The organism is uncultured Sulfitobacter sp. (assembly GCF_947497275.1).
In the GTDB taxonomy this organism is placed as follows: domain Bacteria; phylum Pseudomonadota; class Alphaproteobacteria; order Rhodobacterales; family Rhodobacteraceae; genus Sulfitobacter.
Map to the genome: position 1 here is coordinate 16,106 of NZ_CANMFS010000012.1, position 25,809 is coordinate 41,914.

The following is a 25,809-nucleotide window of genomic DNA, read 5'->3' on the forward strand; positions in this document are numbered from 1 at the left end:
AATTATCCCTTGTTAGAGCCTGTACCAAGGCGTGTGCCCACGCCCTCGCGGTTTTGCAGCGCGCGCCACCAGTCTTCGTTGTCGAGATACCATTGCACGGTGCGCCGCAGCCCTTCCTCGACCGTGACGGACGGACGCCAGCCCAGTTCGGTCCGGATGCGGGTGGGGTCGATGGCATAGCGCGCATCGTGGCCGGGGCGGTCGGTCACATAGGTGATCAGATCGCTGTAGGGGGCAGGGCCGGGGCGCAGATCGTCGAGGATGCTGCACAAGGTCTGCACCAGCTCGAGGTTGGTACGCTCGTTCTCGCCACCGATGTTATAGCTGCGCCCCACGGTGCCCTCGGCCAGCACCTTGAGCAGCGCATCGGCGTGGTCCTCGACATAGAGCCAGTCGCGCACGTTGGCGCCCGTGCCGTAGATCGGCAGCGGCTTGCCCGCGAGCGCGTTGAGGATCACCACCGGCACCAGCTTTTCGGGGAAATGGTAGGGGCCGTAGTTGTTCGAGCAGTTGGTCAGCACGATGGGCAGGCCGTAGGTCTCGTGCCAGGCGCGCACCAGATGATCGGACGCAGCCTTGGACGCGGAATAGGGCGAGCGCGGGTCGTAGGGGGTGTCTTCGGTGAACTGGCCGGTGTCGCCGAGCGAGCCGAACACTTCGTCGGTGGAGATGTGATGGAAGCGGAAGGTGTCGGGTTTGCCACGCCCTTCCCAATAGGCACGCGCGGCCTGCAGCAGCGTGTAGGTGCCGGTGATGTTCGTCTCGATGAACGCGCCCGGCCCGTCGATGGAACGGTCGACATGGGATTCTGCGGCCAGATGCATGATCGCGTCGGGCTGGAGCGTCTCGAACGCTGCCGCCATCGCGTCCGCGTCGCAGATATCAGCCTCTATAAAGGTGTAATCGGGGCTTTTGGCGGCTTCTGCCACGTTATCGAGACAGGCGGCATAGGTCAGTTTGTCGATGTTGACGACGCTGTGCCCGCGCTGAATCGCCAGACGCACCACCGCCGACCCGATGAACCCGGCCCCGCCGGTGACGATCAGTTTCACGACGCACCCTCGTAGGTGAAGGGCGATTGGAAATCCTTGAGCAGAGGGGCGGCCTCGTCCTTGGCGGACAGGACGGCGGCGGTGGTGTCGATGCCCCAGTCGATGCCGATGTCCGGATCGTCGAAACGGACCGCGCCGTCACACTCGGGCGCGTAGTGGTCGGTGCATTTATAGACGATCTCGGTGTCGGGCTCGCGCGTTACAAAGCCGTGCAGGAAGCCTGCGGGGATCCACAGCTGGCGTCCGTTTTCGAAGCTCAGCTCTTCGCCGACCCACTGGCCGTAGGTGGGCGAGCCCACGCGGATGTCGACCGCCACATCGTAAAGCGCGCCGCGCCCGCAGCGCACCAGCTTGCCCTGTGCGTGGGGGTGTGACTGAAAGTGCAGGCCGCGCACGGTGCCGGTGGCGGCGGAAAACGAATGGTTGTCCTGCACGAAGTCGATGTCGAGGCCAGCGTCGCGCATCACCCGCGCGTTCCAGCTTTCGGAGAAGAAACCACGGTGATCGCCGTGGCGGGCGGGGGTGATGATCATCACACCGGGAAGTCTGGTGGGCTGGACGTCAAGCATGGCGGCTCCTGCGGGAGGGTGTTTGCCCGCACGTCTACTGCCTTGCGCCTGTAAAGAAAACCTCTGCCCTCAGTTCTGGCCTCAGTTCTGGCCTCAGTCGCGGGCATAGACATCTTCGTAGCGGATGATGTCGTCCTCGCCCAGATAGCTGCCGGTCTGCACCTCGATCAGCACCATCGGCAGCTTGCCGGGGTTTTCCATGCGGTGCGTGGCCCCCAGCGGGATATAGACGGACTGGTTTTCCGTCACCAGCCGGACGTCGTCGTCCACCGTGACGCGCGCGGTGCCCTCCACCACGATCCAGTGTTCGGAGCGGTGATGATGGCTTTGCAGGCTCAGCGCCGCGCCGGGGTTGACCACGATGCGTTTGACCTGGAAGCGGGTGCCGATGGCGAGGCTTTCGAACCAGCCCCAGGGGCGGTGGTCGCGCGGGAATTGCGTGGCCTGTTTTGCGCCTTCGGATTTCAACAGGGCGACCGCTTCCTTGACGCGCTGGCTGTCGGATTTGCGCGCCACCAGCACGGCGTCGGCCATGGCGACGGCGACGATGTCGTCCAGACCGATGCCCACCAACTGCAGCCCCTCAGTGTCCGAGCGCAGCAGCGTGTCGGTGCAGTCGATCGCATGGGCGCTGCCGGTGCAGACGGTGCCGCTGGCGTCGGGGCCTTCCTCGGCCCAGACGGCCTCCCAACCGCCCAGATCGGACCAGCCGGCGCCATAGGGCATGACGGCGAGGTTGTCCGCCTTTTCCATGATCGCGTAATCGATGGAGATGTCGGGCAACGTGGCCCAGGGGGCGGCGGCCAGACGGGTAAAGCCCAGATCGGCCTGGGCCTGCGCCAGTGCCGCGCGCGCGGGATCCACGAGATCGGGCGCGTGGGTGTCGAAGGCCGCGAGGATCGTGCGGGCGGAGAACAAGAAGATGCCCGCGTTCCACAGGAAATGACCCGCCGCCAGCATTTCGGCGGCGCGGGCCGCGCAGGGTTTTTCGACGAAGCGCGCCAGCGGTTGCGGCGTCTGCGCGCCCGGATCGGCACCGGGGGCGAGTTCGAGGTAGCCATAGCCGGTTTCGGGGCTGTCGGGGGTGATGCCGAAGGTCACCAGATCGCCGGCGGCGGCGCGCGGGCGGGCGGCGTCGAGGGCGGCACGGAAGGCGGCGCTGTCGGGGATCACATGGTCGGAGGGCGCGACCAGCATCAGCGCGTCGGGGTCGGTGTCCGCGATCATCAGCGCGGCGGTCAAAATCGCGGGGGCGGTGTTGCGCCCTTCGGGTTCGATCACGATGGCCTGCGGGCTGAGGTGGATGGCGGCCAGCTGTTCGGTGACGATAAAGCGGAAATCCTCGCCGGTGAGCACCACGGGCGGCGCGAATCCCGGCCCGGCGAATCGGCGCGCGGAGGATTGGAACAGGCTTTGTGCGCCGGTGAGTTTCGAGAACTGCTTGGGGTAGGATTTGCGCGACAGCGGCCACAGCCGGGTGCCCGACCCCCCTGCCAGAAGCACGGGATGGATCGCGAAGGACGGGTCGGACATGGGCGGATGCTCTCCTTGCGGTATCGGAATTGGGAACGAGGTTAGCGGTAAATTCAAGCAAAACCATGGCTGCGGACATGTTTTTACGCCCCTGCGGGAGACTTTACAGGGTGTCAGGGGTTTCGGCGTTTCTTTGGAACATCCCGAACGCCTGCTTTGGGGGCCGCCCGGCAGAGGAGGCTCTGCCGGGGATGACTTCGGGGCGCGAGACGCCGGAGAGGCTTTTGCGCGCGGTGTGACCGGTAGGGGCTTTTGCGGATCCGCCGGGAACGGAGGCGAAACAGACCCTAACCCGGGTCTGTTTCGGTAATCTTCGGCACGAACCGTGTATCCCACTGCCCCGACACATGGTGAAGCTCGGTGCAGGTGACGGTCTCTCCGAAAACCACGACGCGGGTATCGGTGCCGGTGATTTCGGCGCGCAGCGCGTCGTGGATGCGCTTGATGCCGTTGGTGGGCAGGGCATAGTCGTAAAGCTCGACGATGCCGATTGTCTTTCCCTCCTGCCTGAGCGCGCCCACCCGGTCGATCACCGACCACATGGTTTGGGACGCCAGGCGGAAGTCACCGGCGAAGATCACGTCGAAATGCTGTGCCTCGGCCAGCAGTTCCTTGCGTTCGGGACGCATCATGGGCGGCACGGGAAAGGGCCGGTTCGCGATGTCGTTGGTGTATTTCAGCGTTTCGGCCTGCTTGTGGTGGGCACGCTGCGCGTCGAAATACTCCTTGCGTACGCCGAAGTAGAAACCGTTCATGCCCATAACATCGTCGGCGACGACCGAGGTGTCGGAATCGCGCTGGAACGACAGCGGGCCTGTCTGCATGTCCTTGACGCAGTCCTTGCCAAAGGTCTTTTGCATCCGGCGGATCATTTCACTGTCGGCGGCGAAACGCACCGTGTCCCAGTATCCCAGCGCCTCGCGGACCGGCGCGCGCCGGAACATCAGCGACGAGGTGTTGTGGATGATGAAATTACCCCGCCCCGTCCAGCGCAGAAAGCGCAGGTCGGACATGGCGCGGGCCTGTTGCGAGGTGCAGGCGATCTTGTCCCCGTTGGCCATCAGATAGCGCGCCTGCGTCTCTAACTTGGCCGGATGAGACCAGTCGTCGGCGTCGTGCAGGGTGACGTAATCGCCGGTGGCGATGTCGAGCCCGTGGTTGCGCGCGCGGTAGGCGCCGCCGTTGACGGGCATGGCGATGAACTTTACGCGCGGGTCGCGGGCGGTGAAGTCGGCCACCACCTCGGCGGTGTTGTCGGGGCCCGCGTCGTCCAGCACCAGCGCCTCCCAGTTCTGCCAGCTTTGTTCGGACAGGCTGCGCAGGGTGGTGGGCAGGGTGTCCGCCGCGTCGTAGGACGCGATCAGCACGGTGATCTTGGGCCCGTCCGTCACGGCGGGCAGCGGCGCGGGGGTGGTCAGCCGGTCGTAGGGCGTGGGCCCGTCGTCCAGCAGCGACAGTGCGGGGATGTCATAGTCCGCCAGCACCCGGTTGATCCAGTCCAGCCGCGCCTCGGGCGCGTCTTCGAGATTGGCCCGCGCCAGCATCACGTCGGGGGTGATGTCATCGGGATCGGCGGCATCGAACAGCGCGCGGCCCGCGTCATTCGCGCCCAGCCGGTGATGGCACAGCAACTCGACGGTCAGCAGTTTGGCGCGGAAGTCGCTGTCGGGGGCCAGCCGGTGGGCGCGCGTCAGGAACCCCAGCGCCTGTTCATAGCGCCCCTCGCGCATCTCCCACAGCGCCAGTTCGCGCAGCGCCATGGCGCGGGCGGCGGGGATGTCGCTGGTGTCGGCGAGGCTGCGCATGTCGGCCAATGCAGGGTCTGTAAAGCCCAAACCGAGCAGTTTGCCGCGCACCCGGTCGACCTCGCGGTAGGCGAGCATGAGCGGATCGGGCGATTTGCGGCGGTTTTCCTTCACCCCGTGCAGTACGTAGTGCAGCAGCGGGTTCATCCCCGTGCGGGCGACATCGGGGTAGGCGCGCAGGTAGTTGCGGGTGTGGAACGTCTTGCCGGGGTTGCGCCCCATCGCGGCGCCGTAGCGCATGTAGTGCACCGCCGGGTGCAGCCCGAGCATGGCCACATCGGGGTATGTCTCGCAATACCAGGTGCTGTGGATGAGACCGGACTCGCGCACGGTTTCTACTTGTTCGTCAAATGTCATCGCCAAACCGTATTTCCGAAATAAAGTGCCTGTCTGAATGTCTTTCTAGGATGAAAATCGCGGCGGGGCCACTGCGGTTCGGCCTGCTTCGGCAACTTGTCGGGCGGGTGTGGCACCGGCGATGCGCTGTCGCGTGCCTGCGCCCGAACCGGGCCGCGTCCGGCGCGCGGAGGCCCGTTTACCTCGCTCCGAAAGCCCCCTACAGTCGGTGCGGTACATGACGGGTATGGGGCGGTTATCCCCACGCAGCAGGAGGGTCCGGACGATGGGTGAGACGACACAGGTGACCGGCGCAGCGCAACCGGACGAGGACATCCAGCAGATGCTGCGCGCGGAGATTGCCACGCTGAACGCAGACATGCAGGACCGGTTTCGTGAAATCGCCGTGCTGACCCGGATGCTGGAAGAGGCGGAAGCCCGTTTCGAGGAGCGGATGGCGCATCGGGTCAGGGTGCTGACCCGCAAGTACGAGGTGCCGGTGGTGCTGGCGCAGGCCGCGCAGGCGGTGGCGCAGCAGGGATTCGCCGCCGGGATGCCGACGTTTGAGCAGCAACGTGCGGCGCTGGGAGAAAGCGCGGTGTTCGACGGGGCCTGGTATCTGGAAACCTACAAGGATGTGGCGCAGGCGGGGATGGCGCCCGAAGACCATTATCTTCGGGCCGGTGCCTTCGAGGGGCGCGACCCCGGACCGGCGTTTTCGAGCCTGGACTATTACATGGCCAATCCGGACGTGGCGCAGGCGGGGTGGCCCGCGTTGTCGCATTACCTGATGCTGGGGCAGTCCGAAAACCGCATGCTGCGGCTGGTGGCGCCGGACGAAGACGGCTGATCGCCGGCGCGACATGACCTCCGAGGTATTCCCCGAACCCGCCGACATTCAATCCGAAGAGCGGCTGAGCTTTGACCCGCTGTGGTATCTGCGCACCTACGGCGATGTGCAGGCCTCGGGCATGGACCCGTGGGATCATTACCTGCGCATGGGCCGTGCCGAGGGACGCCAGCCCGGGCCGCTGCGGGCGCTGGAGCTCGACCATCTGCTGTGGCGCGGGTTCGAGGACATGGCGCTGCCGGGGCTACAAGAGCTGCTGGCGGGCGAGAATGCGCGCGACCGGGCCGCCGCCGGCTGGGTCCTCGCGCGGTGGTGGCGCGAGGCGGGCGATGTCGTTGCCGCCGACGCGGCGCTGGCGGTGTTCCACGACACGCCCGAGCCCTTGCAGCCGCTGCGGTTCGCGGGTCCGTGGCTGTTGGGGGTGCAGCTGGCGCTGGAGGTCGGCGACGCGCCCCGCGCGGGCACCCTGCTCGATGCCGGTGTGGCGCGCTTTGGCCCCTTGCCCGATTTCGACCTGGCGCGGCTGTTGATCCACAGCCATCTGGGCATGGACGACTACATGCTGTCGGACGATCTGCACCGGCTTTATACCGCGCGCGGACTGGTGCCGGTGTCGCTGGATACACGGACGGGCAGCGACGCGCGCAGCCGGTTCGACCGGTTGCAGGGCAGCGCCGCGTCCGCGCCCGACGGGCCGCATCCGTTGGTGAGCGTGATCGTGCCGGTCTATAACGGCGCTGCGGGCTTGGGTCTGGCGCTGTCGGGGCTGTCGGCGCAAAGCTGGCCCGCCCTCGAGATTCTGGTGGTTGACGACGGGTCCACCGACGACACCGTCGCCGTCGCGCGCAAGGCCGCCGAACGCGACGACCGCATCAAAATCATCGCGTTAGAGACAAATCAAGGGGCCTATCCCGCCCGCAACGCGGGCTTTGCCGCGGCCACGGGGGCGTTCATCACGGTTCATGACGCTGACGACTGGTCGCACCCCGAAAAGATCGCGCTTCAGGTCGGCCGTCTGATCGCGGACGACAGCCTGCAGGCCACCGTTTCGCACTGGGTGCGGGTCAGCGACGATCTGGACATGACCCGCTGGCGGATGGAGGACGCGTGGATCTACCGCAACGTGTCTTCGCTGATGGTACGCGCCACGGTGCGCGACGAGATCGGGTTCTGGGACCGGGTGCGGGTCAATGCGGATACGGAATATTACTACCGCCTCATCGCCGCCTACGGCGCGCAGGCGATCGCCGAGGTGGCGGCGGGCATCCCCCTGGCCTTTGGCCGTTCGGCGGCGCAATCGCTGACCGGGCAGTCGGCGACCCACCTGCGCACGCAGTTCGGCGGCGTGCGGCGCGACTACATGGATGCGGCGCTGTACTGGCAAGCCTGCGCCGGGGAGCGCGCGGATCTGTATCTGCCCCAGCATCCCGAACAGCGCCCGTTTCGCATTCCCGCCCTTATCGGGGTCGGGGACGCGGATGGTCCGGAAACGGATTTCGACATTCTGTCGGCGTCGGATCTGTTCGATGCGCAATGGTACCGGCTGAGCAACATGGACGTGTTGCTGGCGGATGTGAATCCGGTGCGCCATTACCTTGAGGGTGGGGCGGTCGAGAACCGCGATCCCGGCCCGCGCTTCAGCAGCGGCGGCTACCGCCGCGCGCAGGGTCTGACGGCGGAAGAAAACCCTCTGCTGCACTTTGAGCGCCACGGACGGCAGGGCGATCCGCTGCCGGGGTTCAAAGGGGCGCTGTCCGGGTCGGACCTGCCACGGGTGATGATGTTCGCCCATACCTCGGGACAGACCCTGTTCGGGGCGGAGCGCAGCATGCTCAGCGTGGTGTCGCGCATGGCGCGGCGCGGGCAGGCGCCGGTGGTGGTGTTGCCCGCACTGCGCAATCCGGCGTACCTTGAGGCATTGCTGGAAATGTCGGTGGCGGTGGAGGTCGTACCGCAGATGTGGCGCCACGCCCTGCGCGACCCGGCCCCCGAGACGGTTTCGGAATTGCGTGACCTGATCCGGCAATATGATGTGCAGGAGGTGCATGTGAACACGCTGGTACTGGATGCACCGCTGCTGGCGGCGCGCGCGCAAGGCGTGCCATCGGCGGTACATGTGCGCGAGATGCCGGCACAGGACGTCGCGCTGTGCCGCGCGCTGGGGGACACGGCGGAGGCGCTGCGGGCGCGGCTGCTGGCGCAGGCGGACCGGTTCATCGCCAATTCGGAGCCGGTGGCGGACTGGCTGGCCGCACCCGCGCGCACCGTGGTGCGGCCCAATTCCGTGGACGAGGCGTTGTTCGACCTGCCGTATCTGGCGCATCAGAGCCTGACTGTGGCTCTGATCAGCAGCAATATCGCCAAGAAGGGGATCGCGGATTTTCTGGAAGTGGCGCGGATCGTGGCGCAGCAGGGCGCCGACATCCGGTTTTCGCTGTTCGGTCCGGCCAGCGTGGAGTTGCATCTGTTGCGGCCCTGGCCCGAGAACGTCAGCTTTCGCGGCTATGCCGAGACGCCCGCCACGGCGCTGGCCGAGGTCGATGTGGTGATGAGCCTGTCGAAATTCGCGGAATCCTTTGGCCGCACGGTGATGGAGGCGATGGCGGCGGGCCGTCCGGTGATCTGCTACGACCGGGGCGCGCCGCCGACGCTGGTGCAGTCGGGCCACACCGGGTTTGTCGTGCCCGCCGACGATACACAGGCCGCTGCCCGCGCGGTGCTGGCGTTGCACGCCGCGCGTACCCAACGCGCGCGGATGAGCGTGCGCGCGCGGGTCCGCGCCCGCACGCTGCAGGATCAGGCGATGCAGGCATGAGGGGTCTGTCACGGGATGCACGCGTCGATCTGGTGGAACGGTCCGGGCTGTTCGACATGGATTGGTATGTGATGCGCTACGGCGATGTGGCGCAGGTCGGGATGCATCCGGTCTGGCACTATCTGAAATACGGGCCCGCCCTGGGCCGCGATCCCGGACCCGGGTTCGAGACCGGCTATTACCTGCAGGCCAATGCGGATGTGGCGGCGGGGGGGATCAACCCGCTGTTGCATTATCTGTTGCAGGGCCGCGCCGAGGGGCGCGCGCCGACCCGCCGGGCCGTGCTGGACCAAGAGGGCACGGCGCGGATCGACGCGCTGCGCGACTGTTTGTGGGGGCAGGGGCTGGAGACCCCGGCGCGCGCGGCGCTGGACGAGCTGACACGGGACGCGCAAACGCCGCTGGTGCGGGGCATGGCAGCGTGGGAGTTGGCGATCTGGCATCTGCGCGCGGGCGCGGCGGCGCGCGCACTGGATCTGATCACACGCGCGCGCGCCGGGGTCGAGGACGTGCAGGCCCGGCGCCGGCTTGTGACGCTGGAGCAGATGACGTTTGATCTGCTGGACGACCGGCCCGGCGCGATGGCGGCGTTCGACTACGCCGAGAGCCGGGGCCATGTCGGGCCGGACGCGATGTTGGCGCGGGCCAATATGGAGCCTGACGCGACGGCGCGGCTGATATGGCTCAACCGGGTGTTTGCTTCCTTCGGGCTGGCGGCGGCGGATCTGGGGGGGGCGGACGACCTGCCGCCCTTCGACCGGCTGGAGCCGGCCGCGCCCCAGGCCGGGCAACCTCGCAACGCGGGCCCCAAGGTCAGCGTTCTGATCGCTGCGCACAAGGCGCGCGCGACGCTGGGCACCGCCCTGCGCGCGCTCAGCCAGCAGACCTGGGGCAACCTTGAGATTCTGGTGATCGACGACGCCAGCCCCGACGGCACCGCAGCACTGGCGCGGGATTGGGCGCGGCGCGACGCGCGGATCCGGGTGCTGGCGCTGAAGCGCAACCTGGGCGCCTACGGCGCGCGCAATCACGGGCTGGCACGGGCGAGGGGCGATTACGTCACGTTGATGGACGCCGACGACTGGGCGCATCCGGCCCGGATCGAGCGGCACGTGGCGCATATGGAGGGGCATCCCGACTGCATCGCGAGCACGTCGCAACAGGTGCGCGCGGGTGCGGATCTTACCTTTCGGCGCTGGACCGGGCGCGGCGATCTGATCACGCGCAACACCGCATCGGTGTTTTTCCGGCGCAAGGCCGTGATCGCCCGTCTGGGCGGGTGGGACACGGTACGGGTGGCGGCGGACAGCGAAATGATCCGGCGCATGGGGCATGTGTTCGGGGCCGGGGCGGTGGCGCATCTGGAAACCGGCCCGCTGACGGTACAGCGCGATCACGCGGGATCGGCGGTGGCGGACCCGGCGCTGGGAATTCAGGGCGTGGCTTACGGCGCGCGGCGCGCCTATCGCGGGGCGCAGGCGCATCACCACGCGCACGCGCAAAGTCTGCGCTACAAAGGGCGCGCGCCCTTTGCGGTGCCTGCGATCCTGCGCGGTGCGGTGCCCGCGCCCTTGCGGGTCGTGCTGGCGGCGGATCTGGGCAGGCAGGGGGCGGCCCTTGCCGCCGCGCGCGCGCTGGCGGCAGGGGCGGGGCGGGCGCGGATCGCCGTGGGGCTGGTGCACTGGCCGGTCTTCGATCCGGCGCGCGCCGGGGGGGCGGAGGCAGAGATGGACCCCGCCCTGCGCGACGCGATCGACGGCAGAACGGTGCAGGAACTGACCTATGGCGAAACTGTGGACTGTGACCTGATGCTGATGCTGGACGTGGCCTGTCTGGCGCATCTGCCACGCTATCTGCCGCAGATCACGGCGGCGCGGCGCGGGATCGTCCTGCGCCCCGGCGAAACGGTGCCGCAGGTGGATGCGGATCTGGACCTGTCGGGTGTGCTCTGGCTGCCCACGGGGGATGCCGCGCGCGAGATGCTGGCGGACGATCCGCAGAAAACCGTCTGGCGCGGCGACTGGCGCGAAGACAGGGCCGGAGGCAACCTCTCGGCACTGCAACAGCTTCTGGATGCGCCCTGATCGCGCGGGGGCGGCCAAGTGAGGCCGAAACTGCCCTTGGCGATGTAGACTTGGATGTGAGAAGGGGCTAGAAAAGCGCGATTATCGGAACTTGTATTATTATTCAACAGCTTCGGGTTTAGTTGATACTTTGGTAGGATAATTCATGGAAATGCAGCCCTTTGTAGCGGTCCTGATGGAGGGGGGCACGTCCTCGGAAAGACCGATCAGCCTGAAAACCGGAAACGCCTGTGCGGATGGCCTTGAAAAAGCCGGCTACCGCGTTGCCAGAGTGGACGTCCAAGACGACGGCGACGGTCAGACGACCGCAAAAGATATGGCGGTCTTGGCGCGGCGTGTGTGGGAAGATTTTCCACAATGCAGATCGCTTTTTTCCGTCGGATCCTTTTCGTTCAACGGCGAAAGCTACAGGAATACCAACGATCTGCTGTTCAAGAACAAGTATGTAATCGGTCTTAAGGCGGGAACGACGAAAACCCTCACAAGAAATCTCGTATCGATTTTTGACGCAGAGGGCGAGATCTATGTTGGCGTGTCGCTGAACTGTTCTGACAAAAAAATCAGGGACCAGTCGGCCCTGGATCTGCTGAAACACGCAGAGTCAGAACGCGCATCAAAAAAGATCACGTATCCGCCCGGATCGAAAGAGCCAACGCGTGTGGGTGATGTAAATAACGTGGAAAAAAAATGTCAGTAGAATATCGCTCTAAGCTCTGGAACTTTGAATCTCTCATGAAGGATCTGGGTGTTGCGGCCACACCGAACGACGCTTTGAGGCAAGCATTTATCGAGCGGGTCGATATTGACGGCATTTATTGCAAGCAGGGGTCGCTTTATATTCCGCGCGGATCGAACACTGCGAAAGCCAAGGAACAAGATGAGAGATCGGATGTTTTCAAAGCTCTTGAGCGGGGCGCGTCCATTGCTCTGACAAGTCTTGACCGGGACCTGTTTCCGGCAGAGGCGCCGGTTATCCAGGTTCCTGGCCTTGTCGCAGCGTCCAAAACCCTGGCCACCAAAGCCCGTGAACGGGTATCGGGCACAATTTTAGGCATCACAGGAAGTGTCGGCAAGACAACAACCAAGGATCTGATGCGTCATATGCTTTCTTACGATGGCACGACGTTTGCGACGCGGGGAAATTACAACGAGATCGACGGCGTCCTGATGACATTGGCATCGATGCCGAGCGATACGAAACGTGCGATCATCGAGGTGTGCAGCACACGCCCCAACAGTGTTCCGAACAAAGCGGAATTCGTGAAGCCCCATATCGGGATGGTGACGGTCATCGGACACTCCCATGGTGAAAACTACCCCTCGCGGTACGATATCCTGCGCGACAAGGTGGCGATGCTGGACTATCTGACAGGTGACAAGATCGCCATCCTGGGTCGAAGCGTCATTGAATATGACGCGCAGAATGAGAATCTGATCGCGCAGAAGGATATTGGCCACACGATTACCGTGGGCCACGGGAATAAAGATACGGTCCAGCTTATTTCCGCCGAATTGAGCGGTTCTGAAACGGATGTCCGGATGCGTGTGGATGCAAAAGAATACCGGATGCGGGTTCCTTTCTCTGGTCGGCAGTATGTTGATGCGGCATTGTTCTCCATGGCGGGCGCACATGCGTTTGGCTGCGATCTGGATGATCTTGTCGAAACGGTGCCTCATTTGAAGATGGGTCGCCGTCGTGGAGAACGCATTAAGATCCGGCTGAAAGGGAGCGAAGACATCGTCGAAGTTATCGATGATGCCCAGAATTCAGCCCCGGAATCCGTTCGTGCCTTGTTGGAGCAGCTTAGTTTGCGTCGCCCCCTCCGCCGTGTACTGGTCTTGGGAGAAATGCTTGAACTGGGTGACGAAGCAGCGGCGATGCATGCGGATCTGATCGATGATATCGATGCCGCCAATATCGATGTCCTGGTGAGCGTCGGGGGAATGACCAAACAGATCGCCAATGCATTGCAGAGCAAAATGGAAGTGCATCATTTCAAGACGACGTCAGGTGCCGCGAGTAAGATTTCAAATATAGTCAAGCACGGAGATCTGGTGGCTCTCAAAGGCGCAGGCGGCCTGAAGCTTGAAAAAATCATGCAGGCTTTGGCGCCTGCGACCCGGCGCTCGCCTGCAAAAAAGCAATGGTTTGTCGAGAAAGTTGCAAGCCGTCCTCTTACGGATCGTCGCAAGAGTATTTTCGATGAACCCCCCAGCCCGAAGCCAACGACCCCGGCAGGCTCCACCGACCAAGCAATCATCGAAGATTTTGATGCTTTTCAATACAAGATCCCGATGAAGCGCGGGTTCAAGACGTCACGGGCCGAGACGAAAGTTTCCTCGAACTTCATTTTGACGGTACGCATCGATGGCAAGGTAAGCGTTGCGGAAGCATCTCCGCGCACGTTGGCTCTGACCGGAGAAACACGCAAGATGGCTGCGTCTTTCTTTGCGAAGGCCCGCGATATCGTGCTGGCGAGCTCAATCTCCAGGGTCTCTGCGGAAGACGCGCTGGAAGATGTTCGTGCGATCATGAAGCAGCTCGAAAAGCTGGCTGACGATATGGCGACGGATGAGAACCGCGCGAAACCATTCCGGGGCAGTCTTGCCGGTATGGACTCGGCGCTGCTGATTGCCGGGGCCAATTTGCACGATATGACGTTGACTGATTTTCTTGGACGCCAACGTCCCGATGTCGGTGTATCCGCCACGACGATGTCGGTTCCGACCGGGGGTGCCAAACTGATTGAAGCTGTGCGCAAGCATCTGCAGCGGTATCCTGCGTGCCGTGCAAAGGGAACAGCGAACACCGATGTCAACTTGCAGATCCTGAAGGCCGTTACCTCGGTTTCGAAAGAAACCGGTGAAGACAAGGTGGCGTGGGTGGATATGAATGAGGCATATACACCGGAGACGGCGCCAGACCTCATTCATGCGATTGCAGATGAAGCGGAGAGAGGAACGATTGCCGGCACCGTTGTTCTGGAACAACCGGTGCACAAACGCTTTTACCGTGAAATGTGCGATTTACAAAAACTCGCGAAAAAGGTAACCGCCGGGAAAAATATCAATCTTGTTCTCATGGCCGATGAAAGCCTTTGGGACCTTGCGGATTACAATGCCCTGCAGGAAGCCGGCGGGTGCTCCGCGATCAACATCAAGGTGCAAAAATGTGGCGGATTGCTGCGTGGGATGGAGATTGCGCAAAGAGCGAAAGACTTTGATCCCAAAACGCTGATCTATATCGGCGGCATGATCGGTACGAGCGATCTGACATCGCGTACTCTGTTGAGTCTCGCGGCAGCATTGCCGATGTTCGATTTCATCACCAGCGGCCCACGCTCAAACATCAAGGCATATATCGTCAAGGAGCCTCTGCGCTGGGTCGGGAGCTCTAACATTCTGCCCGAACAGGACGGCGCGGGGCTTGGCCTGGAGATGGATTGGAACAATTTGCTGAAATATACGAAGGGTGACGATCGCGAGAGGCTTCAGTCCTTCTTGACGGCCTCCAACGTTGCTTTTGACGCCTCCCCCGTCTCGTAGAAAACGCCCAGGTAGCGGTCCACGTCCGCGTCGAACAGGTGATAGCCGCCCGGTTCGGGGGTCAGCTCGCCCACGACGGGGCCGCGGGTGGTTTCGAACATGTCGACCCTTGTGAAGGGCAGCGGGAGGGTGGCGGAGACCTGTTGGGCCAAGGCCATCATCGCGTCCGGGTCGCGCGGCGGGGGCAGGTCCATGTCGGTGGTTTCGGCGTATTTACCGGTCGTGACCGGGGTCCAGTCCGCATCGTAGAACTTGTAGCGGTTGCCGCCGTCGGTGCGGCGCACCTGCAGGATCAGCGGCACATGTCCGGCAAAGGCGTAGGCCTTGAAATCGTCCGGCACACCGCCTTCGGGGGCGGTGACCAGCTCTTCGATCTGCCATTTGTTGGGAAACATGTAGCGTTGCATCGGCGCGTGCAGCACCTCGAGCAGGGCCGCGAGGCGCAGCTCGGTGCCGTCGAAGAGGTTGCGGAAGCTGAACGGGCCGGTGCGTTCGAACGGGAACACCCCCCAGGCGTTGGTGGCGTTCACCGGTTTGATCACGCCGCTGTCGCGCCCCTCAAGATGTGTCGATAGATCCTGGATGGGGAAGGGGCCGGCGAGGGTCGCGGGGCTGTCGAAGCCGTGCCGGCCCATCCAGTCGCCCGCCCATTTGCGGCGGCGCAGCAGGCGGCCCGGGCTGTCGCGTTTCAGCAGCCGTTCCTCGAGCCGGTCGCGGCGCACGCGGGCATCGAGAGCGGCGGCAAAGGACGGCGCGACCGGTGCGCTGTCGCGCCGGGCCATATGCGGGGCTACCAGCCAGTCGGGAAGCGCCGGATCGGCGCGCCATGCGCCAAGCGGCGGCAGGGGCGATACCGGGGGCAGGAAGGCCGTGAGCGGTGTGGGTGCATCGTCTTCGTGGCTTTCCGGTGCTGTCATTATGGGCGCTTATCCTCCTGGGCGGCGTCAGCAGGCACGGATCCTCGCTGTCGGCGGTCACTTGGGGATAGACCTGACGGATCGTGCGCTTACCTTCAAGCCTTTGATTGGCCGACAGCACGACATCGCTGTCAAGATCGCGCGCCAGCCCCTGTGCCAGCCACGCCAGCGTGATGGCCTTCAGCCCGGTGTTCGTTCTCGTCTTCGGAGAATGTGGGTTCTTGGTAAATACCGTGATGTTTGAGGACTTTGACGTAAGCAGGATCGGGAAGCAGGGGGCGGTGCATCTGGAACAGGCGCACCTGGCTGAAGCTGTTGCCTTCGAGAACGACGACATCGTCGTCCATCAAGATCAGATCGAACCCGCAGTAGGAAATATAGGGGACCTGCAAAAAGAGGTTTTTCATCCGCGCGACGATGTCCTGCCAGTTCGGGATGACCTGTCCCGCAATCGGCTCGCCGGTGTTGGGGTGATGGTCCCACAATTTGCCCGTGTAGGGTCCGGCGGCGGCGACGCCGGGGCCGAGCACGCCGGTTTCGATGTCGATCTCCGCCGACAGCCCGCCCAGCGAGAAGTTGTCGATCGGATAGGACGACGAGGTGCCCATGCGCTGCACCGTGCGCACCACATGCGGCAGCAACGTGTCGGGGTCGCGCACCACCAGCATCCGCACGGTGTTTACCGTCAGCGGATAGAGCGCCTTGGTGAACGCGCCCTGATAGATGAATTCGGTCAGCATGAACGGCACGCGGGCCCCGTCGAAAACCTTTATCAGGTCCTGCACCGGCAGGACGAACCGCTCGCGGCCGGGCTCATTGCTTTCCACCACGGCCTTGCGCGCGCCGACCTCGATGAAATAGACGCCGCCGCCGCCGCCGCCGCCCAGCGGTTTGGCCACGAATTTGCGCGGCTCGGTCAACTGTCCGGTGGTGCATTTTTCCCAGACGTCGTCATAGGGGGTGATCCGCCCGTTGCGCCAGATCGCGGTGATCGGCGCCACCTTGCAGAAATTGCGGAAGGTCTGGGTGAACAGGATCTTGTTGTTGAACACGATGGAATAGTCGCCGTTCACCTCGCGCGTCATCCAGCGCTGCACATCCGACAAAAACAGGCTGGGATCGTATTTTTCGAAATCGTAGAGTTCGATCTTTTCGGGCAGGAAGCCCTGCGCGTAGAGCCAGCTTGCGTCCTCGTCGGTGATGTTCGCCGGATCCTTGGCGAAATCGGTCATGAAGCGCGCCAGGTGCTTGAGCGTGACCGGATCCTGGATCGATTGCATCAGCGCCTCGTGGTGGCCGTCGTGCAGATGGTCATGCCCTGCGGTCATACGCCGAACTCCTTGATAAAGCGAACCGCGACCTCGCCGCCCATGACGGGACCGTGAATCTGGTGGCCGGCGGCATCGATCCGGTCGGTGGCGTCGATGATCACGGTGTCGGTTTCCTCGGCGGTGCGCAGCAGGTCGATCTGCACCACGACCCCCACCGGCAGACGCACCAGACCCGCGGTGACGTTGCGCACCATCAGCCACCAGTTCGACAGCAGCACGGTGTCGGGGTCCGTCATTTCGGGGGCGACGGGCAGGCCGCGGGTGAACTGCATCGCGGGCCCGGCGATCCCGGTTTCGACATCGATCCGGCGGCTGGTCAGGGTGGTGCCGGACCGGTCCAGCGTGTCGAGCGCGCCTTCGAGCAGGACCGCGCTTACGATGACGGGATTGCGGGTCTTGGGGTCGTATATCACCAGCATGCGCGTCACCTGCGATACCGCGCCCTGCGGCGGCAGGTCCAGCAGGATGCGGTCGCCACCGCCGCCCTGGGGCGTGGGCTCCCATTCGGGGGCGTCCTTGTGCGACGTGAACATGGGGCGGGCGAGGATGGTGCCCTGCGCGCGCCTGTCGCGGCGGATCAGGTGGCCCTGCTCGACCGAACCCAGCAGCGGCACCAGGGGCAGGGTGTTGGTGTAGAGCCGCCAGAAGAACAGCCGGTTGGAGAGCGCGGGCGCATAGCGCCCGTTGGCCAGCGGCAGGATCGCCGCTTGAAAATCGCTCAGCCAGGGATCGAGCGGTTCGGGTTCGGGGGGGGCGGTATCGGTTTTCGAGGGGTCTTCGAGCTCTGCCTCTGGGTCCTGCGGGGCGCGCGGGGCCAGCCCGTAGAGCGCGCCCTTGTCGGGCAGGAAACCGTGGTTGTGCAGGAAACCCGCCAGGGCGGGGTCGAGCCGGGGCCGGTGCGCGTTGAACGCGTGCGAGAAGTCGCGGAAGAGGTTCAGCGTCTCGACCGTCTCGATGCGCCCGATGCGCCCCTCGTGCGAGAGGTTCTTGCGCTTGGTCTTGTAGATGACGCGCGGCACGGCGGGAAAAACCCCCGCAGGCCGCGATCCGTTCGGAACAAAATCAGTGCTCATGGGCCATTTCCCCCTTTACAGGGTCAGTTTTCGCATGGTTTCGGCAAACACCGGGTCACGCAACAACGGCTGGTGAACCTGTACGGCGCTCAGGTCGAGCTGTGACGGGCCGATAAGCCCCAGCCGCCCGTCCGCCAGCAGCGTGAAGTCCAGCATCGCGACCCGCATGTAAGAGGATTCGTCCATGATCCGCTGCAGCGCGGCGCGGATCTCCTGCCACTCCGGCACCACCAGATCGCGCAGCGCGGCCCCGGTTTCGGGGTGGGTGTCGTGGCGCTCCACCGTCTGTTCAGCACCGATGCCCGCCGCCGCGCCGACCGTGCCGGTGACCAGATCGACCGGCGCGCTCAGCCCGCCCCGGGCCAGCGTGAGCCGCCCGTCCGAGGCGCCGGTGCCGATCATCAGCGTCGCCGCCGAGATCACCGGATCCCAGGTGTCGAGATTGCGGGTCAGGATGACCGACAGGCGATTCTGGCCCCCTGCGTGCAGCCCCGTCATGAACGGCCCCTGTTGCAGGTTGTCGGCGAACAGATAGGGCAGGCGGGCCGCCTTGGACCAATCGCGGGTGATGTCGGACAACAGCTTCATATCGCCGGTCTTGCCCAGACCCTCGAACCGGCCGTTCGAGATATTGACCACCTCGACCTTGCCGCGCGCGCCCGCCAGAAGCGGCTCTATCAGCACTTCGAGATCCGGCCCCGTACCGTCCGTGTGGTGGGCGGCCCATTCGCCGCTCAGCGCGACCTCCTGGGCATCGAGCCCGCGCAGGGCGTGAATCTTGGGCACGACGCAGTAATCGGCCAGCGTGTGGTTCAGCAGCATCCGGTCCTGAAGGACATTGGCGTAGATGCCGTTGGCCTGGTTGATCTGGGCCGCCTGGAAATCGCTGAGATACTCTTCGGGGTCGTTGTCGTCGAAGCCGTATAGCACCCATTTGTCGCGCAAAAAACCGCGCCGGAACAGGAATTCGTTCTTGGCCCCGGCGCGTAATGCGTCGCTGTTCCAGAAGACGTCCGTGAACTGTTTCCAGGCCAGGTTCTTGCCGTCTCCCTGAAGGGTCTTGATGTAATTCTTGTGATCAATGCCCAACGGTAAGGATGTCTGCTCAGCCATAAAGTAATACTTTTCTTAGCTTATATTATAGGCGCTATCTAGTTGAGGGGTTTTGTCGTGTCTACCGCCTTCCCCCCGAACCTAGGGCCGGGCAGCTTTTTGCGCAACGTCCGCCGAGGTCACCCTTTTTACAGGGGACTCGCGGATGCTCTGGCGGATTGCCATTTCAGGGACACCGCGCATCATGACCCAGACATCTCCGATCCTCGCCCTGCCGTATCTGCAACCCAGCCAGGCCCAGAAGCACGTCACCCACAACGAGGCGCTGCAACTTCTCGATGCGGTGGTGCAGCTGGGTGTCACCAGCCGCACCGCATCCACGCCCCCCGCCGCACCCCTGCCGGGGGTGCGCCACATCCTGCCGGCAGGGGCACAGGACGACTGGGCCGGTCAGCCCGCTGGCACGCTGGCCGTCTGGCAGGGAACGGGATGGATATTCCTCGCGCCGCGCGCCGGATGGCTTGCCCATGTGGCGGACGAGGGGCTATTGAGCCTGTTCGACGGGGTTGCCTGGACCAGCCCGCAATTCGATCCGCAGAACCTGCCCGGTCTGGGGGTCGGCACCACCTCGGATGCGGTCAACCGGCTGTCGGTGGCCTCGGACGCGGCGCTGTTCTCGCATGCGGGCACCGACCACCGGATGGTGGTCAACAAGGCCGCCCCCGGTGATACCGCGAGCGTGCTGTTCCAAAGCAACTGGGCGGGGCGGGCCGAGATCGGTCTGGCGGGGGACGACGTGTTCCGGCTCAAGGTCAGCGACGACGCCGCGACCTATCATACCGCGCTCTCGGCGGCACCCGGCACCGGCAAGGTCAGCTTTCCCAACCGCGCGCATCTGTCCGAGACCGTCACGACGGCACAGGGCGATTATGTGAAATTCGCTTGCGGTACGATGGTCGCGCGGCTGAAGATCGCCATGGGGCGCGGCGACGAGTTTGGCGACGGCACCCTGAGCAACATGTACCGCAGCAATTTCGTAGACGTCACCTTTGACGTGCCCTTTACCGCGCCGCCGGTTCTGGGGGTAAGCATAGAGTGTCCCGAAACGTCCGGGATGTACAAATGCATCTCGTCGAGCTACCGCGTCGTGACCTCCACAAAGATTAACGATCTGCAGATCTTTCGCACGTCGACGGGCAATTACGATGTCATGGCACATGTTTTAGCGCACGGGCGCTGGTACTAGACGCGGGGGGGGGGAGGCGGCAATCGGGCCGGAGACGCTTTTGCGGTTCAGTCTGCCGCACACCGGGGGTATGGTTGCATTTTGAGCCGCCACTCACCGGAAAGCCCCCCCTTATGCAAAAACTGAAAATCGCTGTTGCCGGGATCGGCTATGTCGGCCTGTCCAATGCCGTTCTGCTGGCGCAGAACCACGAGGTCGTGGCGCTGGATGTGGATGCGGGCCGCGTCGATCTGGTCAATGCGGACAAGAGCCCCATTCAGGATGCGGAGCTGGAGCAGTATCTGGCCAATGTGCGGCTTGATCTGCGCGCGACCACGGATGCGGCCGACGCCTTTACCGGGGCCGATTACGTCATCGTGGCCACGCCCACGAATTACGACCCCAAGACGAATTTCTTCGACACCTCCTCGGTGGAAACGGTGCTGCGCGCGGTGATCGCACAGAACACGACCGCCACCATTGTGATCAAATCCACCGTGCCCGTCGGGTACACGGCTCAGATTTCCGCCGAACTGGACACCGATCAGGTGATCTTCTCGCCCGAATTCCTGCGCGAGGGGCGGGCGCTTTATGACAACCTGCATCCCAGCCGCATCATCGTCGGCGAGCAATCGGAGCGCGCCCGGATCTTTGCCGACCTGCTCAGGCAAGGCGCAGTGGCGTCGGAGGTGCAGACGCTGTTCACCCATGCCTCGGAGGCCGAGGCGATCAAGCTCTTCGCCAATACCTATCTTGCCATGCGCGTGGCCTATTTCAACGAACTCGACAGTTATGCACTGTCGAGCGGGCTCGACAGCAGGCAGATCATCGAAGGCGTCGGCCTCGATCCGCGGATCGGCCTGCATTACAACAACCCGTCCTTCGGCTATGGCGGCTATTGCCTGCCCAAGGACACCAAGCAGCTGCTGGCGAATTATTCCGACGTGCCGCAGAACATCATGACCGCGATCGTCGATGCGAACCGCACGCGCAAGGATTTCATCGCCGAACAGGTGCTGGCGCGCAAACCGGCGCGGGTGGGCATCTACCGGCTGGTGATGAAGGCCGGATCCGACAATTTCCGGCAAAGTTCGATCCAGGGGATCATGAAGCGCATCAAGGCCAAGGGGATCGAGGTGATCGTGTTTGAGCCCGCCTTCGAGGAAGACGCCTTTTATGGTTCGCCGGTGGTGCGCGATCTGGATGCGTTCAAGCAGGACGTGGACGTGATCATCGCCAACCGCCACGCGCCCGAGCTGGAAGACGTGCGCGACAAGGTCTTCACCCGTGATCTGTTCGGGTCCGATTAGGCTCTGATACCGGGTTTTTGACCTATTCCATACAAGTCCGGAGCAGATGGTATTCTCCAACACCAAACGACCCCGTTCCGCCCTTGATCGGGTGACGCCCGACGCCGTATATTGTGCCGGTCCGGAAAAACGAAACGCAGCACGAAACCTCAGCCCATACACCTTGAAACCGTTGCAGACCTGTCCGAAAAAATAGGGCCACTTCAAATCATGATTAATGCAACAATCCCTGCAGAGATATAAAGACTGAAATTTGGCGTAAGTTATTCAAGGAAATAACGGAAATGAAGGAAAGATCTTCTACATCTGATATTTGCGATGCCTTTGGAGGGCAGGTTCGTGTTCCCAAGTCTGAGTTCAGACACTTTGGAAAGCGAACCGTTTTCGAAGGCAATGTCACCACTGTCAGTGTCGAGACTGACAACAAAGAAGTCGTCAGTGTTCTCAAAGAACAAGGCAAGGGCCGTGTTCTGGTAGTTTCGGCTCGGGATAAATGCTTCTCTGCGATTGTCGGGGATCGTCTTGCAAAAATTGCCGTTGATAATTCTTGGGCGGGCCTGGTTATAGACGGGGCAGTTCGAGACATTGATGAACTTGGCTGCTTTGACATAGGTGTAATGGCAAAATCCGTATTTCCGGTGCGGGGAGAGCAAACCGGAGGTGGCGTCGTTGGCGGAATTTTGGATATTGATGGTGTTGAAGTGTCGTCAGGAGACTACTGCTACGCAGACCGTGACGGTGTGATCTTTTGCGATAGCGAGGTTGACCTGCCTGCCAATGAGCCCGTGTTTAGAAGTTAACCCTGTTCGGATTCTGGCCCTTCCCCGAGCGTTGAATGGTATTGCCACGGGGTGAGCCCGCGCAGACTGGTGCGGGGGCTGTGGGGGTCGCAAACAGATGTTCGTTCGGGCATTCGCCGCTCGGGCCATTGGCTTCGAGCGTGCCGGGAGGCATGGTATATCGAAAGCCATCTCCGAAGAGATGGCTCTGCTCGTCAGGTCTTTTTTCGCACCTCTTCCTCGATCTGCCATGCGGACCGGATCAGGTGCTGGCGGTCAGGGATGGAAAAGGTTTTGCGCAGGGTATCGATTTTCATATAGCCGGTGCCCTTCAGCAAAACCAGATCGCCGTGTTTCAGCAGGGGGCGCAGCTTTTTCTTGGCGGTTTCGAGGTCTTCGTAATCGACGACCTTGATCTGTTTGGACAGGACGGATTTGAGCTCTCCTGCCAAGGGTCCGACCGTGACAAGCATGTCGATCCCGGCCTTTTCGATGTCGGGGGCAAGGTCGAGGTGCTTTGCGATCTCGTCCTCTCCAAGATCGAGCATATCACCCAGAACAAGAACCTTGCGGCGGGGGTGGCGTCCGGCCACGGAGCCCAGCAGCGCGCGCACCGTGGGCGGTGTGGCGTTCTGCGCATCCTCGATCACCTCGTAAGTGATCTTTTCCCGCGTCGGACTGATCCGGTATCTGGAACCGCGTTGCACCGCGACCTGACGGTAGCACGACAGGGCGCGGGCGGCATCCGCAAGCGGGAGGCCTTTGATGTGTGCGAGGCCGAGTGCGAAGGTGGCGCTCATGGCGACCGCGATGCTGTTGACCGGGAGGATCGCCTCGATCGTTTCTTCCAACACGCGCACGGTGATCCGCATCGCGCCGTTGTCCAGATCGGTCATTTCGAGCAGCTGGATGTCGTCGCGCGCCTCGCGCCCGACCGAAAGGTACCCGCCGGGCAGGGACGAGAATACCGTGCCATCGCCCTCCTGGTCGAGATCAAGAGCGGCACGCCCGATCAGCGCGGGATGCGCGCCCGAACAGACGTCGAGAAGCGATGCCTTCTCTCTGAGAAGCGCCTGTTGATCTTCGAAATTTCCAAGATGCGAGTCCGCTACCGTCGTCAGGATACCGATATCGGGCGCGGCGGGTCTTGCACGTTGCAGAACATCTCCCGGATTGAACATGCCGATTTCCAGAACAAGATCACGCGTATGCGGCGCGACCATCGCCAGTGTCATTGCGACTCCGTGAGTGTGATTGCGATTGTGTGTCGTGGTTGCGGTGGGGCCGAAAAAGCCCTGCATCTGCGAGGCGAGTTCGCAAGTCGTCGTCTTGCCGTAGCTGCCCGTGATGGCAACGCATTGCCCTTTTAGCCGGGCGCGTCCAAGTTGGGCCATCCGGCGCAGTATTTCGTTTCTGTCGTCACAGCGAAACACGGGCGCATAGGATGGCAGGTCGGGAATATCCTTGTCGGTGATTGCCGCTGCCGCGCCTTCGAAGAGTGCGCGCTGTATGAGTTTCTCCTGGTCGATTTTCATTACTTTACGGTTGGTCACACCCGGTATGAACAATAGACCGGGGGTGGTCGTAATCTGGTTGTTCACTTCTTCGATCGGCTGCATGTGCGCGGGGCCGGAAACCTGTACGAGTTCGGGAAAATCGCGCAGCAATTCTTCCTTCGTCCACATGATGCGTCGTTCGGTAGTCATCGCAATTCCTTCGGGGCTTACGCGGCCCTGCGCGTAAGGTTTCGATAAATTGCTCGTTTGGTTCGAGGCAAGCCGGTTCGAGGGATCAAGCCGCCGCCCTGTCCGGAAGAACCGGTCTGACAGCCGCGACCCGAAAAACGGACAGCTGTCAGATCATACCCGCATACGACACCGACACACGGAAATACCCGGGTCCTCTTTCGGGAAATCGGGCTTTGTTCTTCAGCGCCTTCTGCGCACCTCTTCCTCGATCTGCCATGCGGAGCGGATCAGGCGCTGCCGAGCAGGAATAGAAAATTCTTGTCGTAGGGTGTTGATTTTCATGGCGCCACTACCTTTGAGCAAAATCAGATCGCCATGTTTCAGCAGGGGGAGAAGTTCGGTTTTGGCGCTGTCGACGTCTTCAAAATTGACCACCTCGACCCGCCCGGACAGGGTGGATCTGAGTTGGCCTGACAATGGACCGACCGTGACCAGAAGATCGATACCAGCCTTTTCGATATCCGGTGCAAGGTCGAGGTGCTTTGCAACTTCGTCAGAACCGAGTTCATGCATGTCCCCCAGAACCAGAACCTTGCGGCGGGGGCGGCGTCCGGTGATTGATTCAAGCAAGGCGCGCACCGTGGGCGGCGACGCATTCTGCGCATCGTCGATCACCTCGTAGACGCGCTTTTCCCGCGTTGGGTTGATCCGGTATCTGGCACCACGTTGCACCGCGACCTGACGGTAGCACGACAGGGCGCAGGCGGCATCCGCAAGCGGGAGGCCTTTGATGTGCGCAAGGCCGAGCGCGAATGTGGCCCCCATGGCGACTGCAATGCTGTTGCCAGGCAACACCGTTTCAACCGTTTCCGACAGCACGCGCACCGTGATCCGCATCGCGCCACTTCCGATATCGGACATGTCAACCAGTTGAATGTCGTCGCGTTCCTCGCGTCCGACCGAAAGATACCCGCCGGGCAGGGACGAGAATACCGTGCCATCGCCCTCCTGATCGAGATCGAGAGCGGGCCGCCCGACTAAGGCGGGATAGGCACCCGAACACTCTTTCAGCAACGACGCTTTTTCCCGCAGCAGCGCTTGTTGATCCTCGAAGTTTTCGAGATGCGAGTCCGCGACTGTCGTCAGGATACCAATATCGGGCGCGGCATCCAATACGTTCCGTTTGATCGAACCGGGGCGCAAAGCGCTAATTTCTAAAACGAGATCCTGTGTATGAGTTGCAATCGACGCGAGCGTAAGGGCAATAACGTTACCAAAGTTATTGTTGTTTTTCGTGCTCTCGGTTGGCACAAAAAAGGCCAGCATCTGGGCGATAAGTTCTCGCGTTGTGGTCTTGCCGTAGCTGCCGGTGATGGCAATACAGTGACCCTTGAGGCGTGCGCGCCCGATTATTGCCATTCGGCGGGCCAGCTTAATACGATCTTCGCAGCGGAATACAGGCGCGTAGGATGGTAAGTCGGGAAGATCCTCATCGGTGATCGCCGCGACTGCTCCTTCAAGGAGCGCGCGCTTGATGAGTTTTGCTTGGTCCGGTATCGGCCCCATCTGAAAACGCGCCTTTGGGATGAACAGAAGACCGGGAACGGTCGAATGCCGGTTGCTCACTTCCTCAATCGGCTGCATGTGCTCGGGTCCGGAAACCTGCGTAAGTTCGGGAAAATCGCGCAGCAGCTCTTCCTTCGTCCATATGATGCGTCGCTCAATGGTCATCTCAATTCCTTCAACAAGACCCATGTCACTTTTGGCACAGGTTTCTATTAGATCGGTCATCCGGTGTGTAGGGCGGGTCGGTCGGCGGTATCAAGCGTCAACCTTGCGCACA

General features: G+C 62.9%; 18 protein-coding genes. 8 read left to right on the forward strand and 10 right to left on the reverse strand.

Annotation, left to right across the window (positions count from 1 at the left end):
* Positions 1-2: 2 nt before the first annotated feature.
* The 4 genes from rfbB to Q1A06_RS18300 all read right to left on the reverse strand — a co-directional run bounded on the left by rfbB (position 3) and on the right by Q1A06_RS18300 (position 5,316).
* A complete protein-coding gene (rfbB, locus tag Q1A06_RS18285; protein ID WP_299566977.1) occupies positions 3-1,052 on the reverse strand; it encodes a dTDP-glucose 4,6-dehydratase in 1,050 nt (349 codons plus the stop codon).
* The gene (gene rfbC / locus Q1A06_RS18290) at positions 1,049-1,621 is read right to left on the reverse strand and encodes a dTDP-4-dehydrorhamnose 3,5-epimerase (RefSeq protein ID WP_299566979.1); all 573 of its coding nucleotides are present in this window, start codon (positions 1,619-1,621) and stop codon (positions 1,049-1,051) included. Before rfbC ends, rfbB begins: the two co-directional genes overlap by 4 nt.
* Before the next feature lie 93 nt (positions 1,622-1,714).
* Positions 1,715-3,154: a mannose-1-phosphate guanylyltransferase/mannose-6-phosphate isomerase gene (locus tag Q1A06_RS18295; protein WP_299566981.1), complete on the reverse strand. Its 1,440-nt coding sequence runs from the start codon at positions 3,152-3,154 to the stop codon at positions 1,715-1,717.
* A 287-nt stretch (positions 3,155-3,441) separates the two neighbouring features.
* Positions 3,442-5,316: a glycosyltransferase gene (locus Q1A06_RS18300; RefSeq protein WP_299566982.1), complete on the reverse strand. Its 1,875-nt coding sequence runs from the start codon at positions 5,314-5,316 to the stop codon at positions 3,442-3,444.
* 265 nt (positions 5,317-5,581) lie between these two features.
* Between Q1A06_RS18300 and Q1A06_RS18305 the strand changes: the two genes are divergently transcribed.
* The 5 genes from Q1A06_RS18305 to Q1A06_RS18325 all read left to right on the forward strand — a co-directional run bounded on the left by Q1A06_RS18305 (position 5,582) and on the right by Q1A06_RS18325 (position 14,590).
* Complete coding sequence (locus tag Q1A06_RS18305) at positions 5,582-6,145, forward strand: hypothetical protein (RefSeq protein ID WP_299566984.1); 564 nt, start codon at positions 5,582-5,584, stop codon at positions 6,143-6,145.
* A gap of 13 nt (positions 6,146-6,158) precedes the next feature.
* Positions 6,159-8,960: a glycosyltransferase gene (locus Q1A06_RS18310; protein WP_299566986.1), complete on the forward strand. Its 2,802-nt coding sequence runs from the start codon at positions 6,159-6,161 to the stop codon at positions 8,958-8,960.
* Positions 8,957-11,044 carry a glycosyltransferase family 2 protein gene (locus Q1A06_RS18315; RefSeq protein WP_299566988.1) on the forward strand — a complete coding sequence of 696 codons (2,088 nt, stop codon included), beginning with the start codon at positions 8,957-8,959 and terminating at the stop codon, positions 11,042-11,044. The genes Q1A06_RS18310 and Q1A06_RS18315 overlap by 4 nt, the downstream gene beginning before the upstream one ends.
* A 145-nt stretch (positions 11,045-11,189) precedes the next feature.
* Complete coding sequence (locus tag Q1A06_RS18320) at positions 11,190-11,741, forward strand: hypothetical protein (RefSeq protein ID WP_299566990.1); 552 nt, start codon at positions 11,190-11,192, stop codon at positions 11,739-11,741.
* Positions 11,732-14,590 carry a Mur ligase family protein gene (locus Q1A06_RS18325; protein ID WP_299566992.1) on the forward strand — a complete coding sequence of 953 codons (2,859 nt, stop codon included), beginning with the start codon at positions 11,732-11,734 and terminating at the stop codon, positions 14,588-14,590. The genes Q1A06_RS18320 and Q1A06_RS18325 overlap by 10 nt, the downstream gene beginning before the upstream one ends.
* Here Q1A06_RS18325 and Q1A06_RS18330 read toward each other — a convergent pair.
* From Q1A06_RS18330 to Q1A06_RS18345, 4 genes are all read right to left on the reverse strand, one after another.
* Positions 14,536-15,507, reverse strand: coding sequence for an ATP-grasp fold amidoligase family protein (locus Q1A06_RS18330; RefSeq protein WP_299566994.1), 972 nt, complete (start codon positions 15,505-15,507; stop codon positions 14,536-14,538). The genes Q1A06_RS18325 and Q1A06_RS18330 overlap by 55 nt on opposite strands.
* 131 nt (positions 15,508-15,638) lie before the next feature.
* The gene (locus tag Q1A06_RS18335) at positions 15,639-16,835 is read right to left on the reverse strand and encodes a sugar-transfer associated ATP-grasp domain-containing protein (protein ID WP_299566995.1); all 1,197 of its coding nucleotides are present in this window, start codon (positions 16,833-16,835) and stop codon (positions 15,639-15,641) included.
* Positions 16,832-17,911: a hypothetical protein gene (locus tag Q1A06_RS18340; protein WP_299566997.1), complete on the reverse strand. Its 1,080-nt coding sequence runs from the start codon at positions 17,909-17,911 to the stop codon at positions 16,832-16,834. Before Q1A06_RS18340 ends, Q1A06_RS18335 begins: the two co-directional genes overlap by 4 nt.
* Before the next feature lie 15 nt (positions 17,912-17,926).
* Positions 17,927-19,024 carry a sugar-transfer associated ATP-grasp domain-containing protein gene (locus tag Q1A06_RS18345; RefSeq protein WP_299566999.1) on the reverse strand — a complete coding sequence of 366 codons (1,098 nt, stop codon included), beginning with the start codon at positions 19,022-19,024 and terminating at the stop codon, positions 17,927-17,929.
* A gap of 184 nt (positions 19,025-19,208) precedes the next feature.
* On the opposite strand from Q1A06_RS18345, the gene Q1A06_RS18350 reads away from it, so the two are divergent.
* The 3 genes from Q1A06_RS18350 (at position 19,209) to rraA (ending at position 22,299) form a co-directional block, all read left to right on the forward strand.
* Positions 19,209-20,210 (forward strand): DUF2793 domain-containing protein, encoded by a 1,002-nt coding sequence (locus Q1A06_RS18350; RefSeq protein WP_299567001.1) that lies wholly within the window; start codon positions 19,209-19,211, stop codon positions 20,208-20,210.
* Positions 20,211-20,332: 122 nt separating this feature from the next.
* A complete protein-coding gene (locus tag Q1A06_RS18355) occupies positions 20,333-21,499 on the forward strand; it encodes a nucleotide sugar dehydrogenase (protein WP_299567078.1) in 1,167 nt (388 codons plus the stop codon).
* 284 nt (positions 21,500-21,783) lie between these two features.
* Complete coding sequence (gene rraA, locus Q1A06_RS18360) at positions 21,784-22,299, forward strand: ribonuclease E activity regulator RraA (RefSeq protein WP_299567003.1); 516 nt, start codon at positions 21,784-21,786, stop codon at positions 22,297-22,299.
* A 194-nt stretch (positions 22,300-22,493) separates the two neighbouring features.
* Here the strand turns inward: rraA and Q1A06_RS18365 are convergent, their stop codons facing one another.
* Both Q1A06_RS18365 and murF read right to left on the reverse strand, forming a co-directional pair.
* Positions 22,494-23,984: a Mur ligase family protein gene (locus Q1A06_RS18365; RefSeq protein WP_299567005.1), complete on the reverse strand. Its 1,491-nt coding sequence runs from the start codon at positions 23,982-23,984 to the stop codon at positions 22,494-22,496.
* Positions 23,985-24,206: 222 nt separating this feature from the next.
* Positions 24,207-25,757, reverse strand: a complete 1,551-nt coding sequence (murF, locus tag Q1A06_RS18370; RefSeq protein ID WP_299567006.1) for a UDP-N-acetylmuramoyl-tripeptide--D-alanyl-D-alanine ligase — start codon at positions 25,755-25,757, stop codon at positions 24,207-24,209.
* Positions 25,758-25,809 lie beyond the last annotated feature (52 nt).

What these genes read in the sequence shown, in the direction of transcription:
- rfbC (WP_299566979.1), bottom strand. Translation starts at nt 1,621, where the DNA reads ATGCTTGACGTCCAGCCCACCAGACTTCCCGGTGTGATGATCATCACC.
- Q1A06_RS18295 (WP_299566981.1), bottom strand. Translation starts at nt 3,154, where the DNA reads ATGTCCGACCCGTCCTTCGCGATCCATCCCGTGCTTCTGGCAGGGGGG.
- Q1A06_RS18300 (WP_299566982.1), bottom strand. Translation starts at nt 5,316, where the DNA reads ATGACATTTGACGAACAAGTAGAAACCGTGCGCGAGTCCGGTCTCATC.
- Q1A06_RS18305 (WP_299566984.1), top strand. Translation starts at nt 5,582, where the DNA reads ATGGGTGAGACGACACAGGTGACCGGCGCAGCGCAACCGGACGAGGAC.
- Q1A06_RS18310 (WP_299566986.1), top strand. Translation starts at nt 6,159, where the DNA reads ATGACCTCCGAGGTATTCCCCGAACCCGCCGACATTCAATCCGAAGAG.
- Q1A06_RS18315 (WP_299566988.1), top strand. Translation starts at nt 8,957, where the DNA reads ATGAGGGGTCTGTCACGGGATGCACGCGTCGATCTGGTGGAACGGTCC.
- Q1A06_RS18320 (WP_299566990.1), top strand. Translation starts at nt 11,190, where the DNA reads ATGGAAATGCAGCCCTTTGTAGCGGTCCTGATGGAGGGGGGCACGTCC.
- Q1A06_RS18325 (WP_299566992.1), top strand. Translation starts at nt 11,732, where the DNA reads ATGTCAGTAGAATATCGCTCTAAGCTCTGGAACTTTGAATCTCTCATG.
- Q1A06_RS18330 (WP_299566994.1), bottom strand. Translation starts at nt 15,507, where the DNA reads ATGACAGCACCGGAAAGCCACGAAGACGATGCACCCACACCGCTCACG.
- Q1A06_RS18335 (WP_299566995.1), bottom strand. Translation starts at nt 16,835, where the DNA reads ATGACCGCAGGGCATGACCATCTGCACGACGGCCACCACGAGGCGCTG.
- Q1A06_RS18340 (WP_299566997.1), bottom strand. Translation starts at nt 17,911, where the DNA reads ATGAGCACTGATTTTGTTCCGAACGGATCGCGGCCTGCGGGGGTTTTT.
- Q1A06_RS18345 (WP_299566999.1), bottom strand. Translation starts at nt 19,024, where the DNA reads ATGGCTGAGCAGACATCCTTACCGTTGGGCATTGATCACAAGAATTAC.
- Q1A06_RS18350 (WP_299567001.1), top strand. Translation starts at nt 19,209, where the DNA reads ATGACCCAGACATCTCCGATCCTCGCCCTGCCGTATCTGCAACCCAGC.
- rraA (WP_299567003.1), top strand. Translation starts at nt 21,784, where the DNA reads ATGAAGGAAAGATCTTCTACATCTGATATTTGCGATGCCTTTGGAGGG.
- Q1A06_RS18365 (WP_299567005.1), bottom strand. Translation starts at nt 23,984, where the DNA reads ATGACTACCGAACGACGCATCATGTGGACGAAGGAAGAATTGCTGCGC.
- murF (WP_299567006.1), bottom strand. Translation starts at nt 25,757, where the DNA reads ATGACCGATCTAATAGAAACCTGTGCCAAAAGTGACATGGGTCTTGTT.